This window comes from Pseudomonas sp. TNT3 (assembly GCF_010095445.2).
Lineage (GTDB): Bacteria > Pseudomonadota > Gammaproteobacteria > Pseudomonadales > Pseudomonadaceae > Aquipseudomonas.
This window is the reverse complement of the sequence record NZ_WFGV02000019.1, coordinates 15,607-37,563: the sequence shown is the minus strand read 5'-3', so window position 1 is coordinate 37,563 and position 21,957 is coordinate 15,607. Positions and strand designations below refer to the sequence as shown.

At 54.4% G+C, this 21,957-nt stretch carries 17 protein-coding genes, 1 tRNA gene and 1 pseudogene; 8 read left to right on the top strand and 11 right to left on the bottom strand.

The features are described from left to right. Positions 1-2: 2 nt before the first annotated feature. Positions 3-773 carry a tRNA (cytosine(32)/uridine(32)-2'-O)-methyltransferase TrmJ gene (gene trmJ / locus GBC55_RS13570; protein WP_162438245.1) on the bottom strand — a complete coding sequence of 257 codons (771 nt, stop codon included), beginning with the start codon at positions 771-773 and terminating at the stop codon, positions 3-5. A 146-nt stretch (positions 774-919) separates the two neighbouring features. Between trmJ and suhB the strand changes: the two genes are divergently transcribed. Further along, on the top strand, positions 920-1,738 hold the full coding sequence (gene suhB, locus GBC55_RS13565; RefSeq protein ID WP_162438244.1) for an inositol-phosphate phosphatase: 819 nt from the start codon (positions 920-922) through the stop codon (positions 1,736-1,738). Positions 1,739-1,992: 254 nt separating this feature from the next. Here the strand turns inward: suhB and GBC55_RS13560 are convergent, their stop codons facing one another. From GBC55_RS13560 to queA, 6 genes are all read right to left on the bottom strand, one after another. Next, entirely contained in the window at positions 1,993-2,541 is a 549-nt protein-coding gene (locus GBC55_RS13560; protein ID WP_162438243.1) for a glycine zipper 2TM domain-containing protein, read from the bottom strand. Positions 2,542-2,660: 119 nt separating this feature from the next. Further along, entirely contained in the window at positions 2,661-3,575 is a 915-nt protein-coding gene (gene secF, locus GBC55_RS13555; protein WP_162438242.1) for a protein translocase subunit SecF, read from the bottom strand. Between the two features lie 9 nt (positions 3,576-3,584). Continuing rightward, positions 3,585-5,453 (bottom strand): protein translocase subunit SecD, encoded by a 1,869-nt coding sequence (gene secD / locus GBC55_RS13550; protein ID WP_162438241.1) that lies wholly within the window; start codon positions 5,451-5,453, stop codon positions 3,585-3,587. A 63-nt stretch (positions 5,454-5,516) separates the two neighbouring features. Beyond that, positions 5,517-5,855: a preprotein translocase subunit YajC gene (gene yajC / locus GBC55_RS13545; RefSeq protein ID WP_007916913.1), complete on the bottom strand. Its 339-nt coding sequence runs from the start codon at positions 5,853-5,855 to the stop codon at positions 5,517-5,519. 43 nt (positions 5,856-5,898) lie between these two features. Then, on the bottom strand, positions 5,899-7,014 hold the full coding sequence (gene tgt, locus GBC55_RS13540) for a tRNA guanosine(34) transglycosylase Tgt (RefSeq protein ID WP_162438289.1): 1,116 nt from the start codon (positions 7,012-7,014) through the stop codon (positions 5,899-5,901). A gap of 5 nt (positions 7,015-7,019) precedes the next feature. Beyond that, positions 7,020-8,084: a tRNA preQ1(34) S-adenosylmethionine ribosyltransferase-isomerase QueA gene (gene queA / locus GBC55_RS13535; protein WP_162438240.1), complete on the bottom strand. Its 1,065-nt coding sequence runs from the start codon at positions 8,082-8,084 to the stop codon at positions 7,020-7,022. A 107-nt stretch (positions 8,085-8,191) separates the two neighbouring features. On the opposite strand from queA, the gene GBC55_RS13530 reads away from it, so the two are divergent. Together GBC55_RS13530 and GBC55_RS13525 are read left to right on the top strand one after the other, a co-directional pair. Then, positions 8,192-8,276, top strand: a tRNA-Leu gene (locus GBC55_RS13530). A 161-nt stretch (positions 8,277-8,437) separates the two neighbouring features. Next, positions 8,438-8,767 carry a hypothetical protein gene (locus GBC55_RS13525; RefSeq protein ID WP_162438239.1) on the top strand — a complete coding sequence of 110 codons (330 nt, stop codon included), beginning with the start codon at positions 8,438-8,440 and terminating at the stop codon, positions 8,765-8,767. A gap of 375 nt (positions 8,768-9,142) precedes the next feature. Here the strand turns inward: GBC55_RS13525 and GBC55_RS13520 are convergent, their stop codons facing one another. The 4 genes and pseudogenes from GBC55_RS13520 to GBC55_RS13505 form a co-directional block, all read right to left on the bottom strand. Continuing rightward, entirely contained in the window at positions 9,143-9,352 is a 210-nt protein-coding gene (locus tag GBC55_RS13520; protein WP_162438238.1) for a KTSC domain-containing protein, read from the bottom strand. Positions 9,353-9,360: 8 nt separating this feature from the next. Then, positions 9,361-11,232, bottom strand: a complete 1,872-nt coding sequence (locus GBC55_RS13515) for an ATP-binding protein (protein WP_162438237.1) — start codon at positions 11,230-11,232, stop codon at positions 9,361-9,363. After that, a complete protein-coding gene (locus GBC55_RS13510; RefSeq protein ID WP_162438236.1) occupies positions 11,232-12,452 on the bottom strand; it encodes an SIR2 family protein in 1,221 nt (406 codons plus the stop codon). Before GBC55_RS13510 ends, GBC55_RS13515 begins: the two co-directional genes overlap by 1 nt. 537 nt (positions 12,453-12,989) lie before the next feature. Then, positions 12,990-14,158, bottom strand: a pseudogene (locus tag GBC55_RS13505) (IS30 family transposase). Between the two features lie 401 nt (positions 14,159-14,559). Here GBC55_RS13505 and GBC55_RS13500 point away from each other — a divergent pair. The 5 genes from GBC55_RS13500 (at position 14,560) to GBC55_RS13480 (ending at position 21,893) form a co-directional block, all read left to right on the top strand. After that, positions 14,560-15,666 carry a hypothetical protein gene (locus GBC55_RS13500; protein ID WP_162438235.1) on the top strand — a complete coding sequence of 369 codons (1,107 nt, stop codon included), beginning with the start codon at positions 14,560-14,562 and terminating at the stop codon, positions 15,664-15,666. Between the two features lie 80 nt (positions 15,667-15,746). Further along, a complete protein-coding gene (locus GBC55_RS13495; protein WP_162438234.1) occupies positions 15,747-16,364 on the top strand; it encodes a DUF5677 domain-containing protein in 618 nt (205 codons plus the stop codon). 551 nt (positions 16,365-16,915) lie between these two features. After that, a complete protein-coding gene (locus GBC55_RS13490; protein WP_162438233.1) occupies positions 16,916-17,221 on the top strand; it encodes a DUF3077 domain-containing protein in 306 nt (101 codons plus the stop codon). Positions 17,222-18,177: 956 nt separating this feature from the next. Beyond that, positions 18,178-19,773, top strand: a complete 1,596-nt coding sequence (locus GBC55_RS13485) for a BCCT family transporter (protein ID WP_247266906.1) — start codon at positions 18,178-18,180, stop codon at positions 19,771-19,773. Between the two features lie 110 nt (positions 19,774-19,883). After that, positions 19,884-21,893, top strand: coding sequence for a CocE/NonD family hydrolase (locus GBC55_RS13480; protein ID WP_162438232.1), 2,010 nt, complete (start codon positions 19,884-19,886; stop codon positions 21,891-21,893). Positions 21,894-21,957 lie beyond the last annotated feature (64 nt).

Genomic DNA, 21,957 nt, shown 5'->3' with positions numbered 1-21,957 from the left:
CATTAATCCTTCCGCTTTAGAAGCTCACCACGGGCCGCTTTCTGGGTTTCCGTGAGGATGCCACGCAATATATTCATCTCCGCCCGGCTGACCGAGCTTCGTCCGTACAACCGGCGCAGGCGCGCCATCAAGTGCCGCGGTTTTTCCGGATCGAGGAATTCGATGGCCACCAGGGTCTGCTCCAGGTGCTCATAGAATCGCTCCAGCTCATCCATGGTCGCCAGCTCAGCGCTTTTGACGGAGGCCACTTCTTCCTTCTCGACCTTGCTCGGCTGGCCTTGGGCCGCGAGCCAGGACATGCGCACTTCATAGCTCAACACTTGCACCGCTGCCCCGAGGTTCAGCGAACTGAACTCAGGGTCTGATGGGATGTGCACGTGATAATGACATCGCTGCAGCTCTTCATTGGTCAGGCCGGAATCTTCACGACCGAACACCAAAGCAATTTCAGCGCCCTGCCCGGCTTCCTCGACCACTTTCACACCGCATTCACGGGGATCGAGCAACGGCCAGGGGATACGCCGGTCGCGCGCACTGGTACCGAGCACCAGATTGCAGCCGACCAAGGCATCTTCCAGGGTGGCGACGACTTGCGCGTTTTCAAGGATGTCACCGGCGCCGGAGGCCCGGGCATCAGCCTCGTGGTGCGGGAATAACCGCGGTTCGACCAGCACCAGCCGCGTCAGGCCCATGTTCTTCATGGCACGCGCAGCCCCGCCGATATTCCCGGGATGGCTGGTATTGACCAGGACGACACGAATGTTTTGCAGCAAGGGAGGCGCTCTCGAACACAATAAAGGGGAGCCGAATCTTACAGCGAGACCTACCGTTAAGCTACGAAAGCGAACGTCGTCCTTCACCTGAAGAAAGTTTCTGATAGAATGCCCGGCTTTCTTTAACAACCTTAGGTGACACATCCATGCAGCCCATGCTGAATATCGCGCTGCGCGCCGCCCGCAGCGCCAGTGAATTGATCTTCCGCTCCATCGAGCGCCTGGATACCATCAAGGTCGACGAAAAAGACGCCAAGGATTACGTATCCGAGGTGGATCGCGCCGCCGAACAGAAAATCATCGACGCACTGCGCAAGGCCTACCCGAATCACTCGATCAGGGGTGAAGAAACCGGCATGCACGCCGGTAGCGGTATCGAAGGCGAAGAGTACCTGTGGATCATCGATCCGCTGGACGGCACCACCAACTTCCTGCGCGGCATCCCTCACTTTGCAGTCAGCATCGCTTGCAAATATCGCGGTCGCCTGGAACACGCCGTTGTTCTGGACCCGGTTCGCCAGGAAGAATTCACTGCCAGCCGTGGCCGTGGCGCCCAGCTGAACGGTCGTCGTCTGCGCGTCAGCGGTCGCACCAGCCTCGACGGCGCCCTGCTGGGTACCGGCTTCCCGTTCCGCGACGACCAGATGGACAACCTCGACAACTACCTGGGCATGTTCCGCGCCCTGGTTGGCCAGACCGCCGGCATCCGCCGCGCCGGCTCGGCGAGCCTGGACCTGGCTTACGTAGCGGCCGGTCGTTTCGACGCATTCTGGGAGTCGGGCCTGTCCGAGTGGGACATGGCTGCAGGCGCCCTGCTGATTCAGGAAGCCGGCGGTTTGGTGAGCGACTTCACCGGCGGTCACGACTTCCTTGAAAAAGGCCACATCGTTGCCGGCAACACCAAATGCTTCAAGGCAGTACTGACGGCGATCCAGCCGCACCTGCCAGCCTCGCTGAAACGCTAAGTTCCAGCGACAGAAAAGCACCCTTCGGGGTGCTTTTTTTATGCCTGGAATCCACCCCCTCGGTCACTACATAACCCTGTGGGAGCGGGCTTGCCCGCGATAGCGGAGTGTCAGTCGCCATTAATGGTGCAGGTGATGACGCCATCGCGGGCAAGCCCGCTCCCACAGGGTCTTACAGCGACTTCGAAGCTGCATTCCGGGTACAAAAAAAGCACCCCGCAGGGTGCTTCTTTTTGAATCTGAACGTCAGCTATTTACTGACCAGGCTCATTCTGCGACAAAACCAGCTTACCTTCCTTATCGACAGGAATCTGGTTGCCCGGATCACGGTCCATCCGCACTTTGCCTTCCTTGCCATCCAGCGAATAACGAACGTCATAGCCGACCACTTTGTCGCTGATGTCATTCACTGTATTACAGCGAGTCTGGGTCGTGGTGTAGGTATCGCGATTCTGCATACCCTCCTGAACCTTGTTACCGGCGTAACCACCGCCGACCGCGCCTGCAACCGTAGCAATCTTCTTGCCCGTGCCGCCGCCGATCTGGTTACCTAGCAGACCGCCAGCCAATGCACCGACCACGGTACCGGCGATCTGATGTTGATCTTTCACCGGCGCTTGCCGGGTTACAGCGACATCCTTGCACACTTCACGTGGCGTCTTGATTTGTGTCTTGACCGGTTCAACGGCTAGCACTTGCGCATACTCAGGGCCGCTTTTAACCAGGCTGTAGGTGGCAACAGCACCCCCGGCAGTTACACCGACAGCACCCAATACCGCACCAACCAGCAACGACTTGTTCACATGAACCTCCTGACCATCACATGCGGGACAATGCCCGCGCTTCTCCCAGCCTTGGAGCATAAAAAAAGGCGCGAGTTCAACTCGCGCCTTTTTTGGCAGACCACTGGAAGCGATTACCGTTATGGACGGTCGTCGACTTCCTTCTCGGTTGCCGCAGGAGGAATCAGATCCTCGCTGCTCAGGTTCAGCCAGATCAGCACCACGTTCGCGATGTAGATCGACGAGTAGGTACCCGCCAGTACACCGATAAACAGGGCAATGGAGAAGCCGAACAGGTTGTCACCACCGAAGAACAGCAGTGCAGCGATCGCCAGCAAGGTGGAGATCGACGTCGCCATGGTTCGCAGCAAGGTTTGCGTGGTCGAGATGTTGATGTTCTCGATCAGGCTGGCCTTGCGCAGCACACGGAAGTTCTCTCGAACCCGGTCGAATACCACAATGGTGTCGTTGAGCGAGTAACCGATGATCGCCAGTACCGCCGCCAGCACCGTCAGGTCGAAGGTGATCTGGAAGAACGACAGGATACCGATGGTCACGATCACGTCGTGGATCAGCGAAACGATGGCGCCGACCGCGAACTTCCACTGAAAGCGGAAAGCCAGGTAGATCAGGATGCCGCCCAGCGCCATCAGCATGCCGAGGCCGCCCTGGTCGCGCAGCTCTTCACCGACCTGAGGGCCGACGAACTCAACGCGCTTGACCGTCGCCGGGTTGTCACCGCCGACCTTCAGCAGCGCTTCTGCCACCTGGTGACCCAGTTGAGGGTCCTCACCTGGCATACGCACCAGCAGATCAGTGGTCGCACCAAAGCTCTGCACGATTGCCTCGTGATAGCCCGAGGTGACCAGCTGTTCACGCACCTTGGTGACATCGGCCGGACGCTCGTAGGTCAGCTCGATGAGCGTACCGCCGGTGAAGTCCAGACCCCAGTTCATGCCCTTGGTGGCAACACTGAACAACGCCAGTACGGTAAGAAACAATGTGACGCCGAACGCGAAGTTGCGAACGCCCATGAAGTTGATTGTACGTAACATGGCAGCCCCTTAAATCCACAACTTCTTGAAGTCACGACCGCCGAAGATCAGGTTGACCATCGCGCGGGTCACCATGATGGCCGTGAACATCGAGGTAAAGATCCCGAGGGACATGGTCACTGCGAAACCTTTGACCGGGCCGGTGCCCATTGCAAAGAGAATCCCGCCGACCAGCAACGTGGTCAGGTTGGCGTCGAGAATCGCAGTAAACGCCCGGCCGAAGCCTTCGTTGATTGCCCGCTGTACCGTCATGCCCGCCGCGATCTCTTCACGTATCCGCGAGAAGATCAGTACGTTGGCGTCGACCGCCATACCCATGGTCAACACGATACCGGCGATACCCGGCAGGGTCAGCGTTGCACCCAGCAGCGACATCAAGGCCAGCAGCAGCACCATGTTCACCGACAGTGCGACGGTGGCGATGATGCCGAAGAAGCGGTAGATGGCGATGATGAACAGCGAGACAAACAGCATGCCCCACAGCGATGCATCGATACCTTTGGTGATGTTGTCGGCACCCAGGCTCGGGCCAATGGTGCGCTCTTCAGCGAAGTACATCGGTGCCGCCAGACCACCGGCACGCAACAGCAGCGCCAGTTCGGACGATTCGCCCTGGCCGTTCAGGCCAGTGATGCGGAATTGAGCACCCAGTGGCGACTGAATGGTCGCCAGGCTGATGATCTTCTTCTCTTCTTTAAACGTCTGGACCGGTACGTCTTTCTCGACGCCGTTAACCATTTGCTTGACGTAAGTGGTGACTGGGCGCTGCTCGATGAAGATCACCGCCATGCTGCGACCGACGTTGCTGCGCGTCGCGCGGCTCATCAGTTCGCCACCGTGACCATCCAGACGGATGTTCACTTCTGGTGTGCCCTGCTCGCCGAAGCCAGCCTTGGCGTCAGTCACCTGGTCACCGGTAATGATCAGGCCACGCTCGATCTGTGCCGGCGGACGATTGCCTTCACGGAACTCGAAGCTTTCGGAGGTCGCTTTCGAAGCACCCGGCTCTGCAGCCAGACGGAACTCAAGGTTGGCCGTCTTGCCGAGGATGCGTTTGGCTTCTGCAGTGTCCTGCACGCCTGGCAGCTCAACCACGATGCGGTTGGCACCCTGACGCTGAACGATCGGTTCGGCAACACCCAGCTCGTTGACGCGGTTACGTACCGTGGTCAAGTTCTGCTTGATGGAGTATTCGCGGATTTCCGCCAGCTTGGCTGGGGTCATCGCCAGACGCAGTACCGCCTGACCATTGAGGTCGGCCGGAACAATGTCGAAATCGTTGAAGTTCTTGCGGATCAGCGCACGGGCCTGTTCGCGGGAAGCTTCATCACTGAAACCCAGCTGAATGGCGCCGTTGAGTTGCGGCAGGCTGCGATAACGCAGTTTCTCTTTACGCAGGAGGCTCTTGACGTCGCCTTCGTAGACTTTCAGGCGTGCATCGAGGGCTTTGTCCATGTCCACTTCGAGCAGGAAGTGCACACCACCGGACAAGTCCAGACCCAGCTTCATCGGGTGCGCGCCCAGGCTGCGCAGCCATTGTGGAGTGGTTTGTGCCAGGTTCAGTGCAACGACATAGTCATCACCCAACGCCTTGCGCACGACGTCCTTGGCAGGCAGCTGGTCTTCAGCCTTGGTCAGACGAATCAGACCACCCTTGCCATTGGCAGCCAGCGTGGCAGCCTTGACGTTGATCCCGGATTCCTTGAGCGCAACGCTCACACGGTCCAGATCAGCCTGATTGACCTGCAGTGCAGTGCTTGCACCGCTGACCTGAATGGCCGGGTCATCAGGATATAGATTGGGAGCGGAATAAATCAGACCGACCGCCAGCACCGCCAGGATCAGAATGTATTTCCACAGAGGGTATTTGTTCAGCATCACGCCGCCCGCTTATGACGCGGGGCGCCTTGCGCGCCCCGTCGATTGAGTAGAAGTTGAAACTTAGATCGCTTTCAGCGTGCCTTTTGGCAGCGTGGCGGCAATGGCGCCTTTCTGGAACTTCATTTCGACGGTGTCGGAAACTTCCAGAACCACGAAATCGTCAGCCACTTTAGTGATCTTGCCGGCGATACCACCGGTGGTCACAACTTCGTCGCCTTTCTGCAGGCTGCTCAGCAGGTTCTTCTGCTCTTTGGCGCGCTTGGCCTGTGGACGCCAGATCATCAGGTAGAAGATGACCAGGAAGCCGACCAGGAAAATCCACTCAAAGCCGCCGCCCATAGGGCCGGCAGCTGCCGGTGCAGCAGCGTCAGCCATGGCATTAGAGATAAAAAAGCTCATTTAGCACTCCAGTTGCAAATGTTGAATCTTGGGGTCAGAAAACTCAGTCCAAAGGCGGAACAGGAAGCCCGCGTTTGGCGTAGAAGGCATCGACAAAGGCGGCCAATGTACCCTGTTGAATAGCCTCGCGCAAACCAGCCATAAGCACTTGATAATGACGCAAGTTATGGATGGTATTGAGCATGCTCCCCAGCATTTCGCCGCACTTGTCCAGGTGATGCAGATAAGCGCGGGAGAAGTTCTGGCAGGTATAGCAATCGCAGGTCGGATCCAGTGGCGAATCATCATGGCGATGGAACGCATTCCGGATCTTCAGCACGCCTGTATCAATGAACAGATGCCCATTGCGGGCATTACGGGTTGGCATCACGCAATCGAACATGTCCACACCGCGGCGCACACCCTCCACGAGATCTTCAGGTTTGCCAACGCCCATAAGGTAACGAGGTTTGTCAGCCGGCATCAGGCCTGGCAGGTAATCCAGCACCTTGATCATTTCATGCTTGGGCTCGCCCACCGACAGACCGCCGATGGCCAGGCCGTCGAAGCCGATCTTGTCGAGGCCTTCCAGGGAACGCATGCGCAGGTCCTGGTGCATGCCGCCCTGAACGATACCGAACAGCGCCGCCGTATTGTCGCCGTGCGCGTTTTTCGAGCGCTGAGCCCAGCGCAACGACAGCTCCATGGAAATGCGCGCCACGTCTTCGTCAGCCGGGTAAGGCGTGCACTCGTCGAAAATCATAACGATGTCCGAACCCAGGTCGCGCTGAACCTGCATCGACTCTTCCGGGCCCATGAACACCTTGGCGCCATCCACCGGAGAGGCGAAGGTCACGCCCTCCTCCTTGATCTTGCGCATCGCGCCCAGGCTGAACACCTGGAAACCACCGGAGTCGGTCAGGATCGGGCCTTTCCACTGCATGAAGTCATGCAGGTCGCCGTGCTTCTTGATCACTTCAGTGCCAGGACGCAGCCACAGGTGGAACGTGTTGCCCAGAATGATTTCCGCGCCCGTGGCGGTGATATCCCGCGGCAGCATGCCCTTCACGGTGCCGTACGTGCCCACCGGCATGAATGCCGGGGTCTCGACGGTACCGCGCGGGAAGGTCAAACGACCGCGACGAGCCTTGCCGTCGGTGGCAAGCAATTCAAACGACATACGACTCATACAGTTTCCTCAGGGCCCGATTCTTTAGGGGCAGTCGGCGCAGGATTACGGGTGATAAACATCGCATCACCGTAGCTGAAAAAGCGGTAACCATGCTCCACCGCTGCTTTATAGGCAGCCATGGCTTCGGGATAACCGGCGAAGGCCGAAACCAGCATCAACAGCGTGGATTCAGGCAAATGGAAGTTGGTGACCAGGGCATCGACCACATGAAACGGTCGGCCAGGGTAAATAAAAATATCGGTGTCGCCACTGAACGGCTTGAGCACGCCATCGCGCGCGGCACTCTCCAGGGAACGCACACTGGTGGTCCCCACCGCCACCACGCGACCACCGCGAGCACGGCACGCAGCCACCGCATCCACCACATCCTGGCCGACTTCCAGCCATTCAGTGTGCATGTGGTGATCTTCAAGCTTCTCGACGCGCACCGGCTGGAACGTACCCGCACCTACGTGCAAGGTCACGAACGCCGTCTCGACGCCCTTGGCGGCAATCGCCTCCAACAGCGGCTGATCGAAATGCAGCCCCGCCGTCGGCGCCGCCACCGCGCCCAGGCGCTCGGCGTACACCGTCTGATAACGCTCGCGGTCCGAGCCTTCATCCGGGCGGTCTATATAAGGAGGCAGCGGCATGTGCCCGACGCGATCGAGCAGCGGCAACACCTCCTCAGTGAAGCCCAGCTCGAACAACGCATCGTGACGTGCCAGCATCTCGGCTTCGCCACCGCCATCAATCAGGATCTTCGACCCCGGCTTTGGCGACTTGCTGGAGCGCACATGGGCCAGCACGCGATGACTGTCGAGCACCCGCTCCACCAGAATTTCCAGCTTGCCGCCGGACGCTTTCTGGCCAAACAGCCGTGCCGGAATCACCCGGGTATTGTTGAACACCATCAAATCGCCCGGGCGCAAATGCTCGAACAAATCAGTGAATTGACGGTGTGCCAGGGCGCCGCTGACCCCATCAAGGGTCAACAGGCGACTGTTGCGACGCTCGGCCAAAGGGTGGCGAGCAATCAGCGAATCAGGGAGTTCGAAAGTAAAGTCAGCAACGCGCATGATGGGGTTCGTCTAGCAGGGGCCGGAAGTCTAGCCGAAATAGTGAAAATTCTCTATGTACATGATTGACCAACGGTAATCTCATCTCTATACTTCGCCGCCATTGAGCCCTGATGGCGGAATTGGTAGACGCGGCGGATTCAAAATCCGTTTTCGCAAGAAGTGGGAGTTCGAGTCTCCCTCGGGGCACCAAAATTAAGAAAGGTCTTGCTTTGCAAGGCCTTTTTTTTCGCCTGCGATAAAGTGGCTGACACCCCACCGACCCGTGTAGGAGCTGCCGAAGGCTGCGATCTTTTGATCTGCTGCTCTTCCCCGCCGCCCGCCGTGATGAACCCATTCACAAGGATTCCCCCATGGAACTGCTGCTGGAAACTGTTGCTTTGTTCTGTTTGAAGCTCGCGTATGAGACGGAGGATTCGAGTCCGATTCTGCGGGATGATTTGCTGATGAGCGATTATGAGCGGGAGGTTTTTGGGTTGCTGGTCCGGAGGGGGGATATGGAGGCGATTCAGATCAAGGTGGATGAGTGCCTGACGCTAGCGCTGGATGCGGTCGGTGGTATTGATTCGGTCTTGGGGCGTGAGCTGCATAGGTTGGCGGAGGATTTCAGTGCTGCGAGAACGATCGAACAGCTTGATGCGCCGCTTATCGCGCTTAAGGGTTATCTGAAAGACATTCAATGAATGGAAGCGGATGACATAACAAGTGGATGCGCACGAAGGTAAACCACTTTGGTCGCCACGCCTGTCCAAGCCGGCATGATATTGCACAAAAAATAATGATCGTTTGAACGCAAGGTTTATCGGCGGCTTTTGGCTGTTTGCAATCCTTTGTGATAGGCAGCAATCGCCGCCTACAAAATTAAGGGCGATTCACAGCGCCTGCATATTGCTTACGGTACGCGCGCAATGCCCGCGGTGAAGCGGAGGAGCAGAGTGCCCAAGGATGAAGGACGAATATCTCTGCTGTGGCGTGGGGGAAACTCACCGCTAGAGTGGATGTCCGCGTGCTTATTCACATAGTCAGATCGAGAAACTCTCTCCATTTGTGAGGCTTGTTTAAACGCGAGAATATCTATACACGCCTTTAATATTCTCGGCGAGATAACCTCCAACCGAGTCGGCGTTTACCAACCCATTAAAGGTGCTTTGTGGTACGTCGAAGTATTGGTAAAGCGTACCATTTTTAAACTCTATCTCTAAAGTTTCACTGTCTTCGTCGTAGCCTACAGACTCTACGTTTGAAGATGACACCGGGCTTCGTTCCATAATCACTCCTAAGGTTTTATCTTATCAATTCGAGGGTTCTGAGCTCGCCACGTTTCTACTAGTTCTTCATAGTTGGGATTGTCCTCCATTTTTATCCCCCATCCACCGGGAGAAAGAGATTCATTCATAGGGAACTCATCGTAGACAATAGGGTCTTGGCTGTCTGGTCGTCGATTTTTCGGCGGGGCTAAAATAGAAGTTCTCATAGGAAGCTTTACCGCCTCGCCTAAGATAATCGCCTCCCCGGTCCTCAAGATGGGCAGCATACTAGTTAGTCCGTCCAGATTATCTGAGAGTGCAGAGGTAATGTGCGCGCGATCTGTCGAATTGGTCAATCTAAGGGCAAAAAAAGTCCCGCACTGAGATAGAATTGTAGGGTCTATTTCAGACGGACGTTGACTGACGATCATTGCGCCAATACCGTATTTCCGCCCCTCTTTTACTATCCGCTGTACAATTTTAGACGCCATACCCTTGAAACTATCATTTAGATATATATGCGCCTCCTCCATGACAATTAATAAAGGACGGTGCCTGCCTCCTTGAGATAGGTTTCTTGCCCAAAAAAGAGCTTCATACAGTATCCTTAGTACCGCCCCTATGGTGGTTTGCAATATATCTGGGGGCACGCCAGATAAATCTAAGATAGAAATCGATTTTCCGCCAATCCAGCTCTCAAGTAATTTATCTAGATCGGTCACTACTGCACCGTCTGCTTCCGGCATCCATTCGCCTGGACGAAATATAAAATCATACCTAGGTATTCGAAGTTTTGTGCCGAGCAGCAAAACATTTTTCCCGATGTTCAATGAACCTGGTAGATAGTTGATCTTCTCCTCGTTAGCTTCGGTAACGATGTTCTTAAATATTGGAGGTATCCCTGCAGCGGGATTTCCCCTTAGTTCATTGCCGGCAGGATCAAGCTCAAAGGCCAGATTGTCCATTGGCTTTCCTGAACGGCCTTTGTAGTAAGTTGCAAATGTCTCGACGAAAAGGTCATACCACAGGTGGTGAATACTAAAAGGAATCGGGGAGTCAACGCTAACCGAATCAAGGGATGCGCCAGTTCTTGGATATTTAGCGATTGACTCAGCCTTTAGCTTATGGACTCGTTCCATAACAACATTTTTTTCTTTCTCATTGCTGAACTCGCCAAAACTCACTTCGCAAAGCTCATCAAAATTTAACGCCCAGAATGGAATCCGCAGCTCGCTTTCTGCGAGCTTAGACGACTTAAATGAGTTGATTTTGAAGATGTCAGCCTTGTCTTTAAGGGCAGGACCATATTCACCATGTAAGTCGAGCATAATAATTCGCGAAGAAGGGTATTTTTCATTGTCGGATAGTGCATTCATGATACTTGCCACCGTTGTGGACTTACCAGATCCTGTCGTACCAACGATAGCGGAATGACGAGTGACAAGCTTATTAATGTCAATCAGGGCCGGTATAGATTCTGCGTTTGAGATATGCCCTAACTTTACGAAGTAGGGTCGATCTGGACGGCCATAAATTGTCTTTAGCTCTTTTTCGGATACTAAGTGAACCTCATCCCCAATGGTGGGGTACTGTGATAGGCCTCTTTGAAATGAACCATTTCGTTGACCCTCACCCACAAGCTGGATTCTCATCCATCTATTACTTTGATCGTCGATGCTAGTTTTATTTTCTGGCACGGCGCTTGCGCCTACTTGACTGACAATTCCAAACAAATCAGAAAAGCCTATAGGTATCCTCACGAAGCTACCGATCTGTCCGACCCTATATCCTTGGCCGTCTATATAAATGAAGCCTGTCAATGATTGCTTGGACAATGAAATACTAACCGCCGTACCGTTTACATCTTGGACATCGCCTAAGTACGTTTCCTTGCTAGCCATTAATTTCCACCTGCTGTTGAGCCGATTATCCTTTTCAAAAAGCTCGTAAAGACAGCAAAGTCACCGAGTTTGATAATGTTCTCTGTCTTGTCTGATGTGGCATCAACCTTGGAAGAAGTTATAAATGCTCTGATATCCACGTCAGCATCGTCGTTTTCAGGGAATAGAGACCACCGCCCTGGGTTTGTACCAATGATGGCCTTGTTGAATGTCCAAATATTTAGGTTGTGCTGGTTTTTTGCTAATCGATATGCCGCAGGGTACTTTTCTTTCGCAACCCCGTCAGGAAGCTGATCTTCGAAATTTCCATACATCAGCGCTAGCACCATCGCAGTAGGGTTTGCTTTTAGAGCGTTTATTATGGTGTCATTTAAATGACCATCATTAAATGAGTAGCCTGACATTATGAGTAATGACGATTTTTTTCGAATAAATCTATTTAGTTGATCTATGAGTGCAAGATAAGGCATCTTCCGGCTTTCTTCATACTTTAAGTGCGAAGGATAAATCAGGTGGGACGCATCCTCCTTTATTTCTGAAGATCGATAGACTTTCTTCTGGCCAGATATTTCTTCTTTGTACCAGTTAATTGATCCATGAATTTTCCAAAGCCTGGTCCAGTGAACGGGTATTAAATTGTCTTCTAGAGCTCGCAAGTCAAAAAACGATCTGCGGGCGCCCACGAACCCATCGAAATACTCGACTTCAAGATCCTCAAGTGATTGCTCCATAAGCAAGTCGTAATTAGTGGTAAATATTTCGACAGGAGTTTTTCTGTCTATAGAGCGTATCCATTTGCACAGCTGGTGATAAGGAGTGTCTTGGCTGGGAAGTAATACATCAATTTTTTTAACAATAATCTTGCAGATTTTTTTCTCAAGATCCAAAAGACTCGACTCGCTTAATCCTCTAACGTCTCCGCCTTTGGATACAGTTAAGAGACTTCTTAAGAAGCTTAGTGTGTCTTCTATATTTTCAGAGTTTCGTTCTGCCTTAACCAACTCAGCCAGAAGAATTTTATATTCAGCGTCCTCCATCAACTGACTGTTAATGAATTTTGTAAGGTTTGCTACATCAGGGATTAATGGCCATTCTTCTTTTGGCATACTTACTGAGAGAGGGCATCCCGCAGATAAAAAAAAGCCGATTGACTCATTATCTTGTGATAACGATTGACGAAGATATTTTAAATGCCTAATTGGATCATGAAAGCCTTCCATGTAACCGTTCCCCTCTGACATAGGTGTTTTGGCTGGTCACATTTCAGATGGGCGTAACATTGGCTTCCCGCCTGATGATTCCCTGCATAGGCTGAACCTAGCAGCCAGCCAAAATTGACACAAGCGCTTTTATGGCTGAATGCCATCTACGACGCCCCATAAACTAGGTCATGAATGCGCGAACGCGCGAACTGATTAACGCCTGGGCGACTTAGGAGGTGTCTAAAACAGGGTTGCACTCCCTGCAGATTGAAGAATTACCTTCAAAGGCACGGCTATCATCGATAGTCTGGACTGACCACGTGCCGCCGCGCCAAAGCCTGCATAAAGGCGAGTTAAGCGCTTAACGTAGGTACACGGTGTCGGGAATGAAGTGCACGCAGGCCTCAAAAATATCGCGCCATCAATAACCTTTATGCTCAGTTTGTCACCAATCTCTAACCTCAAACTCTTTATTAGTTCAGGTGCCAAGTCGAAGTTCACAGACTGCTTCTGGCCGAAAGCCGCCCTCGCGAACAACAGCAATCGACTGTGGATTCAACCGGTCGAAGCAACAGATTGGCTAAATCGTTCTGCGGGTGTTTCGTAGTCTAGTGTTTTCCGAGGGCGGCTATTTAGCCCCCTTGCGACTTCATTGAGCGTGGCTTGCGGGTGATCCGCAAGGTCGGTCCCTTTCGGGAAGCACTGCCTTAACAACCCGATGGTGTTCTCATTAGATCCCCGTTGCCAAGGACGATGAGGACGATGAGGAGCGCAGAAGCAGACTTTTATGTCGGTAGCCACCTTAAAGCGCTTATGGTCAGCCATCACTTTGCCGCGATCCCACGTAAGCGATTTGTAGAGTTCTTGGGGTAAGTTGCGAGCGTTTTCGATCAGGGCGCTGATGACCGTCTCGCTACCCTTACCGTCCAATTTCACCAGCATTACGTAGCGATTATGACGCTCAACAAGAGTGGCAATTTGCCTGTTCCTGCTACCGCAAAGCAGGCCGCCATCCCAGTGACCTCGCACCGCCCGATCCTTAGCCGTGGCCGGGCGTTCGCGGATCGATACCGCGTCAGTGATTCGACCGTGATTTTCTTTCTTCTACGTGTGATGACGCGAGCGACGCATGGCCCGCTTGCGCCATAAATGCTCAAGCAACTCCTTCTTCAGAGCCCCGCGAGCCTGTATGAAGAGCGTGCGATAGATCGTCTCGTGTGACATCTGATAGCTCGTATCGTCTGGGTGGGTACGCTTCAACCAACCAGCAATTTGTTCCGGTGACCACTGCAATTGAAGTTTGTCTGCAACAATTTTCGACACCGTTCGGTTCTCAAGAAGTTTGCAGACTTTAGTTCGATGTGCGCGATCCCAGGCAGCCTGATCAGCTCGATTAGCCCGGTAGCATCCTTGGCCACCGTTCCGTCTGATTTCACGACTGATCGTAGAGGCTGCTCGACCTAGCAGCGCGGCCATAGAACGGATCGAGTTACCTGCCAACACTGCACGCGAAACTCTTCGCGCTCAGCCAACGTCAGCGCCAATCTGGACCTGCGGCGTACAGCGGGTCCGATACCGCCTGTTGCCGCCAAGATGCGCTGTATCAATGTATGGTTTCGATCAAATAGCTGGGCGATCTGCTGGAGAGAGTCGCCTTTTTGCCAGTGATCCCACATCAGTTTTTTCTGGCTTTCAGTGTAATAGATCCGAGGTCTCTGCTTCATCTGCAACACTCCTTCTGCTTACACAGAATTTAGTTGTGTTGCGTCGACCGGTTGAGTCCGCAGCCATAAGCGGTCGTTCGCGAGGTAACATTTCTACCCGTTGCCACCTCTCAATCCCCGTTTAAAGCCGTCGTTTTATAAGTAGATAGAAACAGAGGTCAGTTTCCGCACTGTCACTAAAAGCTATGGCGAAGTTCGATGCGACGTCCACAAAACAAATCCACGCAGCGTTGAAACTTCTTGCAGTAGATAACTATATCCTGAACGAAGGACTCACGAACCACCCATCTGATCGTTATCCGAGCAGCTAGAAAAATGCTTCATACCCTCGCACATATGCAGCTTCCGATTTTGGTGGCAAGGAGCTATCATTGACGTCCGTCAAATAAAGGATAAACCACATGTCAGCGTTAGAGTCTACGCTAAAAAAAGGATTTCAATTAAGCGACCACAGCATGCGAAAAGATGATCTCGCATTGGTGTCACTGAGAGTGGCGTTGAAGTCTTTTTTTTCAACTTACGCTAAATTGCGTGGTCGAATTTCAAACATCAAAAACTCCTCAGGTACCACGCAGGAGGTCATCGACTCATATTCCCTAAATTATGCAGAAGCGTACGCAGAAACCGTAGTGCACTTTCAACACTTCGCCGAACTAATATGCAAAAGCTTTCTACGTAATGACCACCCCCTGCTGTCAGATGTTGGGTCTGGAAAGGCTGGCGTGCTTCACAGCCTTCTCCATAATAAAAAATTGACTGCGGAAGAAGAAAAGCAAGTTCGCAGCATCGAGTTTTCTGAAGCGCTTAAAAGGCTCAAGGAGTTGATAAAATCCAACAAACTTAAAGATCATACCAACCTCCAGTTCATTATTACTCACTTCGATACGCTTACTGAACTTAACACCCTGCGGAACAGAGTATGGCATCGCGGGCTGTACGTTCTAGAGTATTCGGCACTTGATGAGTTTGTGGGGAAGTACGTGCTACCCTTTGTACGCGACGTGGTATCGCACCAGTTTTTCGCTGGAAAGGAGATCATATGGAAGTATGCGTCGCCACACTGTGGGCTAGACCCAATCGATGAGATTATTAAGCATTTTTCTACCGAGGCCTATAACCTTGATAAAGTCGCCTATCTTAAAGAAATCGGTAGATCGGCATATGATGACAAATTACCCAAAGGCCCCAAGAGCTCAAAGCCTTTCAAATTTACATTTCTTCTATACGACGCTGAAAGGAAGAGGGCTGAGCGAATTGCAGCGAGCGAAGCAAAGCGAGATTTTCACGAAGTTTGTCTGTGCCCTACGTGTGGCGCAAACTCCTTAATAATACATGAAGAGACTGATTCCGACTTTGACGATGAGGGTTCGCCTATCAAATGGTATAGATTCACGCATGCCGCAAAGTGCGAATACTGTGGCCTCTCCTTGGATGATGAGATCGGAAACGCAAAAGATCATGGGCTGGGAGGCATTCCGGAATATTTTCGAAGTGAGGCAGAGTCGTAACGAAACGGTAAGATCAATCGTAGAACTGCCTGAAACGTTCTGGACATATAAACATTACGTGCCATTAAGGAAGTCTAAACATGTTAACCACTGATGATCTGCTACACGCTGTAAAGCGATCAGAAGATGCTCGCTCTCATGTCACCTCGGTCTTCATGAATTCCTCCTTAGAAATTACTTTGGCATACTGGAATAGGCTGCTGGAGAACAGCAAGTCAATATGCTTGCTATTAGATAATGATTTTATAAACGAGGCAATGGTAATCCACCGCTTATCCATTGAGCACTTTAGTGTCATCGTAGGTTTGGTAGAAGGTAAAACCTCCCTTGGAGACTTAAAAAACAAGGACCTCACAGACTTACCTAGACAAGCCCTGGAAGTACAACGAGGGGACGAAAAAAATTTAAGCCTGACTCCAGAAAATCGTAAAATCCTGAAGGATTTCTTAAGCGATATGGATGCAACACCCGCACAGGCATCTGGAACCAGTGTTTACAATCTGCTCGGCTCTTGCGGTTTGGATTCCGTGTATGTCAACTATCGTCTGTATTCCATTCGGGCAGCACACGCGACCCTATTATCTGGTATCAGCTCGGGCGATATCTCCGAAAAAATCCAGCTGATAACCGATGCAATAAGTCTTTTGGATTTAACCAATGCATTCGCAAATAAATATGAAAACAAGATAAAGCAGTAGTGATAAAAATTGGATAGAGACGCTTTATGCTCTCTTAATCCTATTTTGGGGCGATAGGACGATTCAGCGTCCGCTATTGGCCAATAACGGCCTTTGAATGTAGCAGCTTCCAATGCCAAAAAAGGGTGCAGCACATCTACTCGTCTCTGGGCTCGGGGCGCTTGGGATCGATGCCTTCGAAGGTTGCATGTAATGAATCAGGACGATACCCTCCCACCGTCGCTGCAAATTCAGCGACCGGGTGTGAGAGCCCGCAACAATCAAGGCGCAAAGCGCCCCAAAACCTATCGCGGCGTTTTTTTTCGTCTGCGATTGGCTTTATGGCGGCTGTGCGTGGGAGACCTTCGGGTCTACCGGTTGCCTTGATTGCCGGTTTCTCACCCCGCGCACGGCTGTCACCCAAGCCCGTGAGAAGGCTCGTGGCAGCTCCTCAAATCAAGGAGTTGGATAATGCGCAGCATCAAACCGTACGAAGTTTGGCTTCCCCCTTTACGCAGTTCCCAATCGCGTAACGCCCTCCCCCATTGCCTCTCCATCCCCGGAGATGCCCAATGACCGACCAACCAAAGCTAACAACCATCGGCCTGACCCCCGCCATCTATTGCGGTGATCAAGCCCTCTTCCACGTCACCTGCAACGTCCCACTCGGCGATGCATTAATCATGGCGTCCGATTTCCTCTTTCTCGCGAAAGCACTCACCAAGGATGCGGCGTACCCAAGCGACACGAACTACCACGCGAGTGCTGCGCATTACCTGACGGCGATGGGAATGGCGGTGGTTGATGATGTGCGGAAGGTGCTGGAGCGGGATCAGGCTGGCGGGCCGGCCTCTAAGCGGACAGAGGGTGACGGCTGACACTTAGTTGCGCTGAGGCCTGTTTGGTGTGGACTGCTTGCGATGGTGGTAGCTGGTTCAGCATTGATGTTGGCTGAGCTGGCGCTATCGCGGGCAAGCCCGGCTCCCACAGGGATTGTGGTGGGTTGGCGGGCATTGTTTGGCTGTTTGATGTGAGTGGGTTTTAGGTTCAGCTTTGGGATTTTGTTGTTTGGGTTGGCGCTATCGCCAGCAGGCTGGCTCCCACAGGGGTTGTGGTGGGTTGGCGGGCATTGTTTGGCTGTTTGATGTGAGTGGGTTTTAGGTCCAGCTTGGTATTTTTGTTGTTTGAGCTGGCGCTATCGCCAGCAGGCTGGCTCCCACAGGGGTTGTGGTGGGTTGGCGGGCATTGTTGGGCTGTTTGATGTGAGTGGGTTTTGGGTGCAGCTTTGGGATTTTAGTTGTTTGGGCTGGCGCTATCGCCAGCAGGCTGGCTCCTACAGGGGTTGTTTATGGGGCTGGCATTCGGGGTCGGCCTCGATTTTTCGGGGATTTTTTACTGTTCGGCTTTGGGTGATTTGGCTTTCGGTTTGAAGCTGATAACTACTCACGCCCCTTTACCTTGATCCCGTTTTTCTGAAGTAGTAGGGGTTCGAGTTGCCCGCCAAAACTTAGAAGGCCTTGCATTGCAGGGCCTTTTTTTCGCCTGTGGATAACATGGATGTAGCAGCATCCAAAACTCGCAACGCTTGATCTCCATGTCCGAGCAATATGACATTTGAACCGCACGCCATCCCCCATGACCTAACCCCGCTACCCCATGACTTCCGGGAATACCCCCATACCCATTCATCGATTGCACCCGCTATCGAATAAACGGTTATCTAAGCCCCAGCGAAGACGCAAAGCGAGCCACCCGCAGCAACACCCTGCCCGGTTCGCACCTAAAAAATGCCTTTAAAGGCGATAAGAATAATCAGTCTGGGGAATCGCACGATATGAAGTATCCATTGCGGCCGTTGGTTTTTTGGCCAACGTTTCTGATTTTGCTGGCAGCGGTGATTGCCAGTTACGTCGACCTGAATGCGTTCCTCGCGGTGAGCAAACAGCTCAATACGATGATCCTCAGGAATTTCTCCTGGCTGTTCAGCGCGGGCTCTTTCGCGATGGTGGTGCTGACCGCGATTGTGTACTTCTCGCCGTTGGGCAAGGTGCGCATCGGCGGTGAACAGGCCCAGCCGTTGCTGAGCAAGTGGCGCTGGTTCATGGTTGCGCTGTGCACCACGCTTGCCGTCGGTGTGCTGTTCTGGACCACGGCCGAGCCGCTGTATCACCTGTATTCCCCACCTTCCAGCATGGCGATCGAGGCGGGTTCGGCGGCGGCGAAGACCTTTGCGATGTCGACGATGTTCCTGCACTGGACCATCACCCCTTACGCGATTTATCTGGTGCCTTCGCTGGTGTTCGCGCTGGTCTTCTACAACCTGCGCGCCAACTTCTCCATTGGCTCGATGCTGCAACCGTTGCTGGGTGCCGCACGGGTCAAACGCTATGCGGGGCTGATCGACACCCTGGCGATGTTTGCACTGGTTGCGGGGATGGCGTCCTCTCTGGGCACCGGTGCGTTGACCCTGGCCGGTGGCCTGAGCCAGTACATCGGCGGTGACACCACGCCGCTGCGCTTGGCGATCATCATTGGCGTGATCGTCATCACCTTCGTCGCCTCGGCTGCCAGCGGTTTGCAGCGCGGCATCGTGATGCTGTCGTCATTCAATACCTGGATCATGCTGGCGCTGGGGTTGTTCGTGCTGCTCTGCGGTCCGACGCTGTTCATGATCAGCCTGGGCGTCGAGTCCCTGGGCGTTTACCTGGACACGTTCTTCAGCCGCAGCCTCTTCACCGGCGCCGCTAGTGGTGACAGCTGGCCGCAAAGCTGGACGATTTTCTACTGGTCGGTCTGGTTCGCCTGGGCCCCGGTCAGTGCCTTGTTTCTTGGCAAGATCGGTCGTGGCTACACCGTCCGCGAGTTCATCCATATCAACATGCTTTACCCGGCCCTGTTCACCGCGCTGTGGATCTGCATTTTCTCCGGTTGCAGCCTGTACTTCGACGCGCTGGGCGACGGCAGCTTGAACCGTGTGCTTAACGAGCAAGGCGTCGAGCATGTGCTGTACCAGATGTTCCAGCAGTTGCCGGCCAGTGGCCTGATGGTCGCCTTCCTGTTGTTCATCGCGTTCATTTCTTTCGTCACGGCAGCGGACTCCAGCACCGACGTGATCTCCAACCTGTGCAGCAAGGGCGTCACGGCGGATTCGGATCTGGACGGTAACCCGATGCTCAAAGTGGTGTGGGGCGTGATCATCGGGACGGTGTCGTGGGTGATGGTGGCCTTCGTCGGCATCGACGGGGTGAAGATGCTGTCCAACCTGGGCGGGTTGCCGGGGATGATTCTGGTGCTGCTGGCCAGTACCTCGCTGATTTACTGGCTGAGAAATCCGGCGCTGCTGGACGTGAAAACCGTCCCTGTCAGCCAGGCTACCCGAGCCCGGGACCTACCCGTCGGCGCCACCCCAACGCCGGAGCTCTCGCGATAAAACCGCCTCTGGCCTGACCCCTTCCCGTTTCAGCAAGCGCCTGCCTCCCCGATGTTTGGGGGAGGCATTGGCTCGCGATCAAAATCTTGAATATTGCTTTGGAGTCTCCGATGGACATCATCACCGAGTTTGCCCACACGGTTCGTGAAATCGAGCATTGCCTGATCCCGTTGCGCGATGGCACTCAACTGGCGGCGCGCATCTGGCTGCCCGATACGGCGGGTGAGCAGGCGTTCCCGGCGATCCTCGAGTACCTGCCTTATCGCAAGCGTGACGGCACGGCCGTGCGTGATGCGCTGACCCACCCGTGGATGGCCGGTCAGGGTTACGTGTGTATTCGTGTGGACATGCGCGGCAACGGTGAGTCCCAAGGTTTGATGGCGGACGAGTACCTGCTCCAGGAACAGAATGACGCGCTGGAAGTGATCGAGTGGCTGTGCCAGCAATCCTGGTGCGACGGCAACGTCGGCATGATGGGCATCTCGTGGGGCGGCTTCAACGGCTTGCAAGTGGCGGCGCGTCAGCCTGAAGCCTTGAAGGCGATCATCACCCTGTGCTCCACCGATGACCGTTATGCCGATGACATCCATTACAAGGGCGGCAACCTGCTGATGGAGAACTTCGGCTGGGCGGCGACCATGCTCAACTTCAGCGCAGCGGTGCCCGATCCATTGCTGGTCGGCGAAAGCTGGAAAGGCCTGTGGCAGGAGCGTCTGGACGCCATGCCGTTGCTGGCCGAGACCTGGCTGCAACATCAGACGCGCGACGACTACTGGCGTCACGGTTCGGTGTGTGAGGACTATTCGGCGATCAAGGCAGCGGTCTACGCCGTGGGCGGTTGGGGCGATGCGTACAAGAATGCCGTCCCGCGCCTGATGGAAAATCTCCAGTGCCCGAAAAAAGCCATGATCGGGCCGTGGATTCACAAGTACCCGCACTTTGCCGTGCCCAACCCGGCCATCGGTTTCCTGCAGGAAGCCAAGCGCTGGTGGGATCACTGGCTCAAGGGTATCGACAATGGCGTGATGGACGAGGCCGCGTGCACGTTCTATCTGCAAGACGTACTGCCTCCCAAGGGCAGCTACGCCGAGCGTCCGGGCATCTGGGTGCAGACCACCGGCTGGCCTGATCCGCAGATTCAATGGACGGACTTCAGCCTCGACGATCAAGGTTTGGGCCAGGGCCAACAGTCGTTGAGCGCTTCACGCAGCATCTGTTCACCGCTGACCACCGGGCTGCATCAGGGCGAATACTGCGCGATCTGGTTCGGTCCCGATGGTCCGACCGATCAGCGCCGCGACGATGCCCAGTCCCTGTGCTTCGACTCCCAACCGCTGACCGAGCCGCTGGCGTTGCTGGGGGATGTGCGCCTGAAGTTGCGCCTGAGCAGCGACACCGCCTGTGGACAACTGGTCGCCCGACTCAACGCCGTCGCGCCGGATGGTCAGGTCAGCCAGCTCACCTATGGCGTGCTGAACCTCAACCTGCGCGACGACTTCGCCCAGCTGACGCCGCCTGTGCCGGGCGAGCCAATGGACGTCACGTTGAGCCTGGATCAGGTGGGTGTCCGACTGCCGACCGGTTACCGACTGCGCCTCGCACTCAGTACCGCCAGCTTTCCGCTGCTGTGGCCGAGCCGCGAACTGACGACCCTGACCTTGTTGCCCGGGCTGCAAAGCGTGCAACTGCCGGTGTTCACCGGCGACGCGGTGGAATGCCCGTTCGAAGCGCCGCAAAGTGCGACACCGGCAGCCCTGGAAGTCCTGCGCGCAGCCGCGCCCAAGCGCACCTTGATCGAAGACGTCAGCAGCGGTGAAGTGTGCGTGCGCATCGAAGACGACCTGGGGGCGGTGCGCTTTCTCGACCATGGCTTGTGGGTCGATCAGCGTTGCACCGAGGAGTACCGCACCTTGCCGTGGGACCCGCTGTCGACCCGTGCCGATATTCAATGGCAGTACCGCGTCGGGCGCGAGCAATGGTCGGTCGAAGTCGACAGCAGCCTGCACCTGCGCGCGGATGATCAATGGTTCTACGTGGAGGCCGAGCAGGTGGCACGGGAGAACGGCGAGCAGGTGCATCACCGCCAGTGGAGCAAACGCGTCGCCCGGGTCGCACTGTGAGGCCGGGAATGGCAGGATGCTCCGGAATCTGATTACCGGTCGACCCCAGTTTGCTGGGGTTACC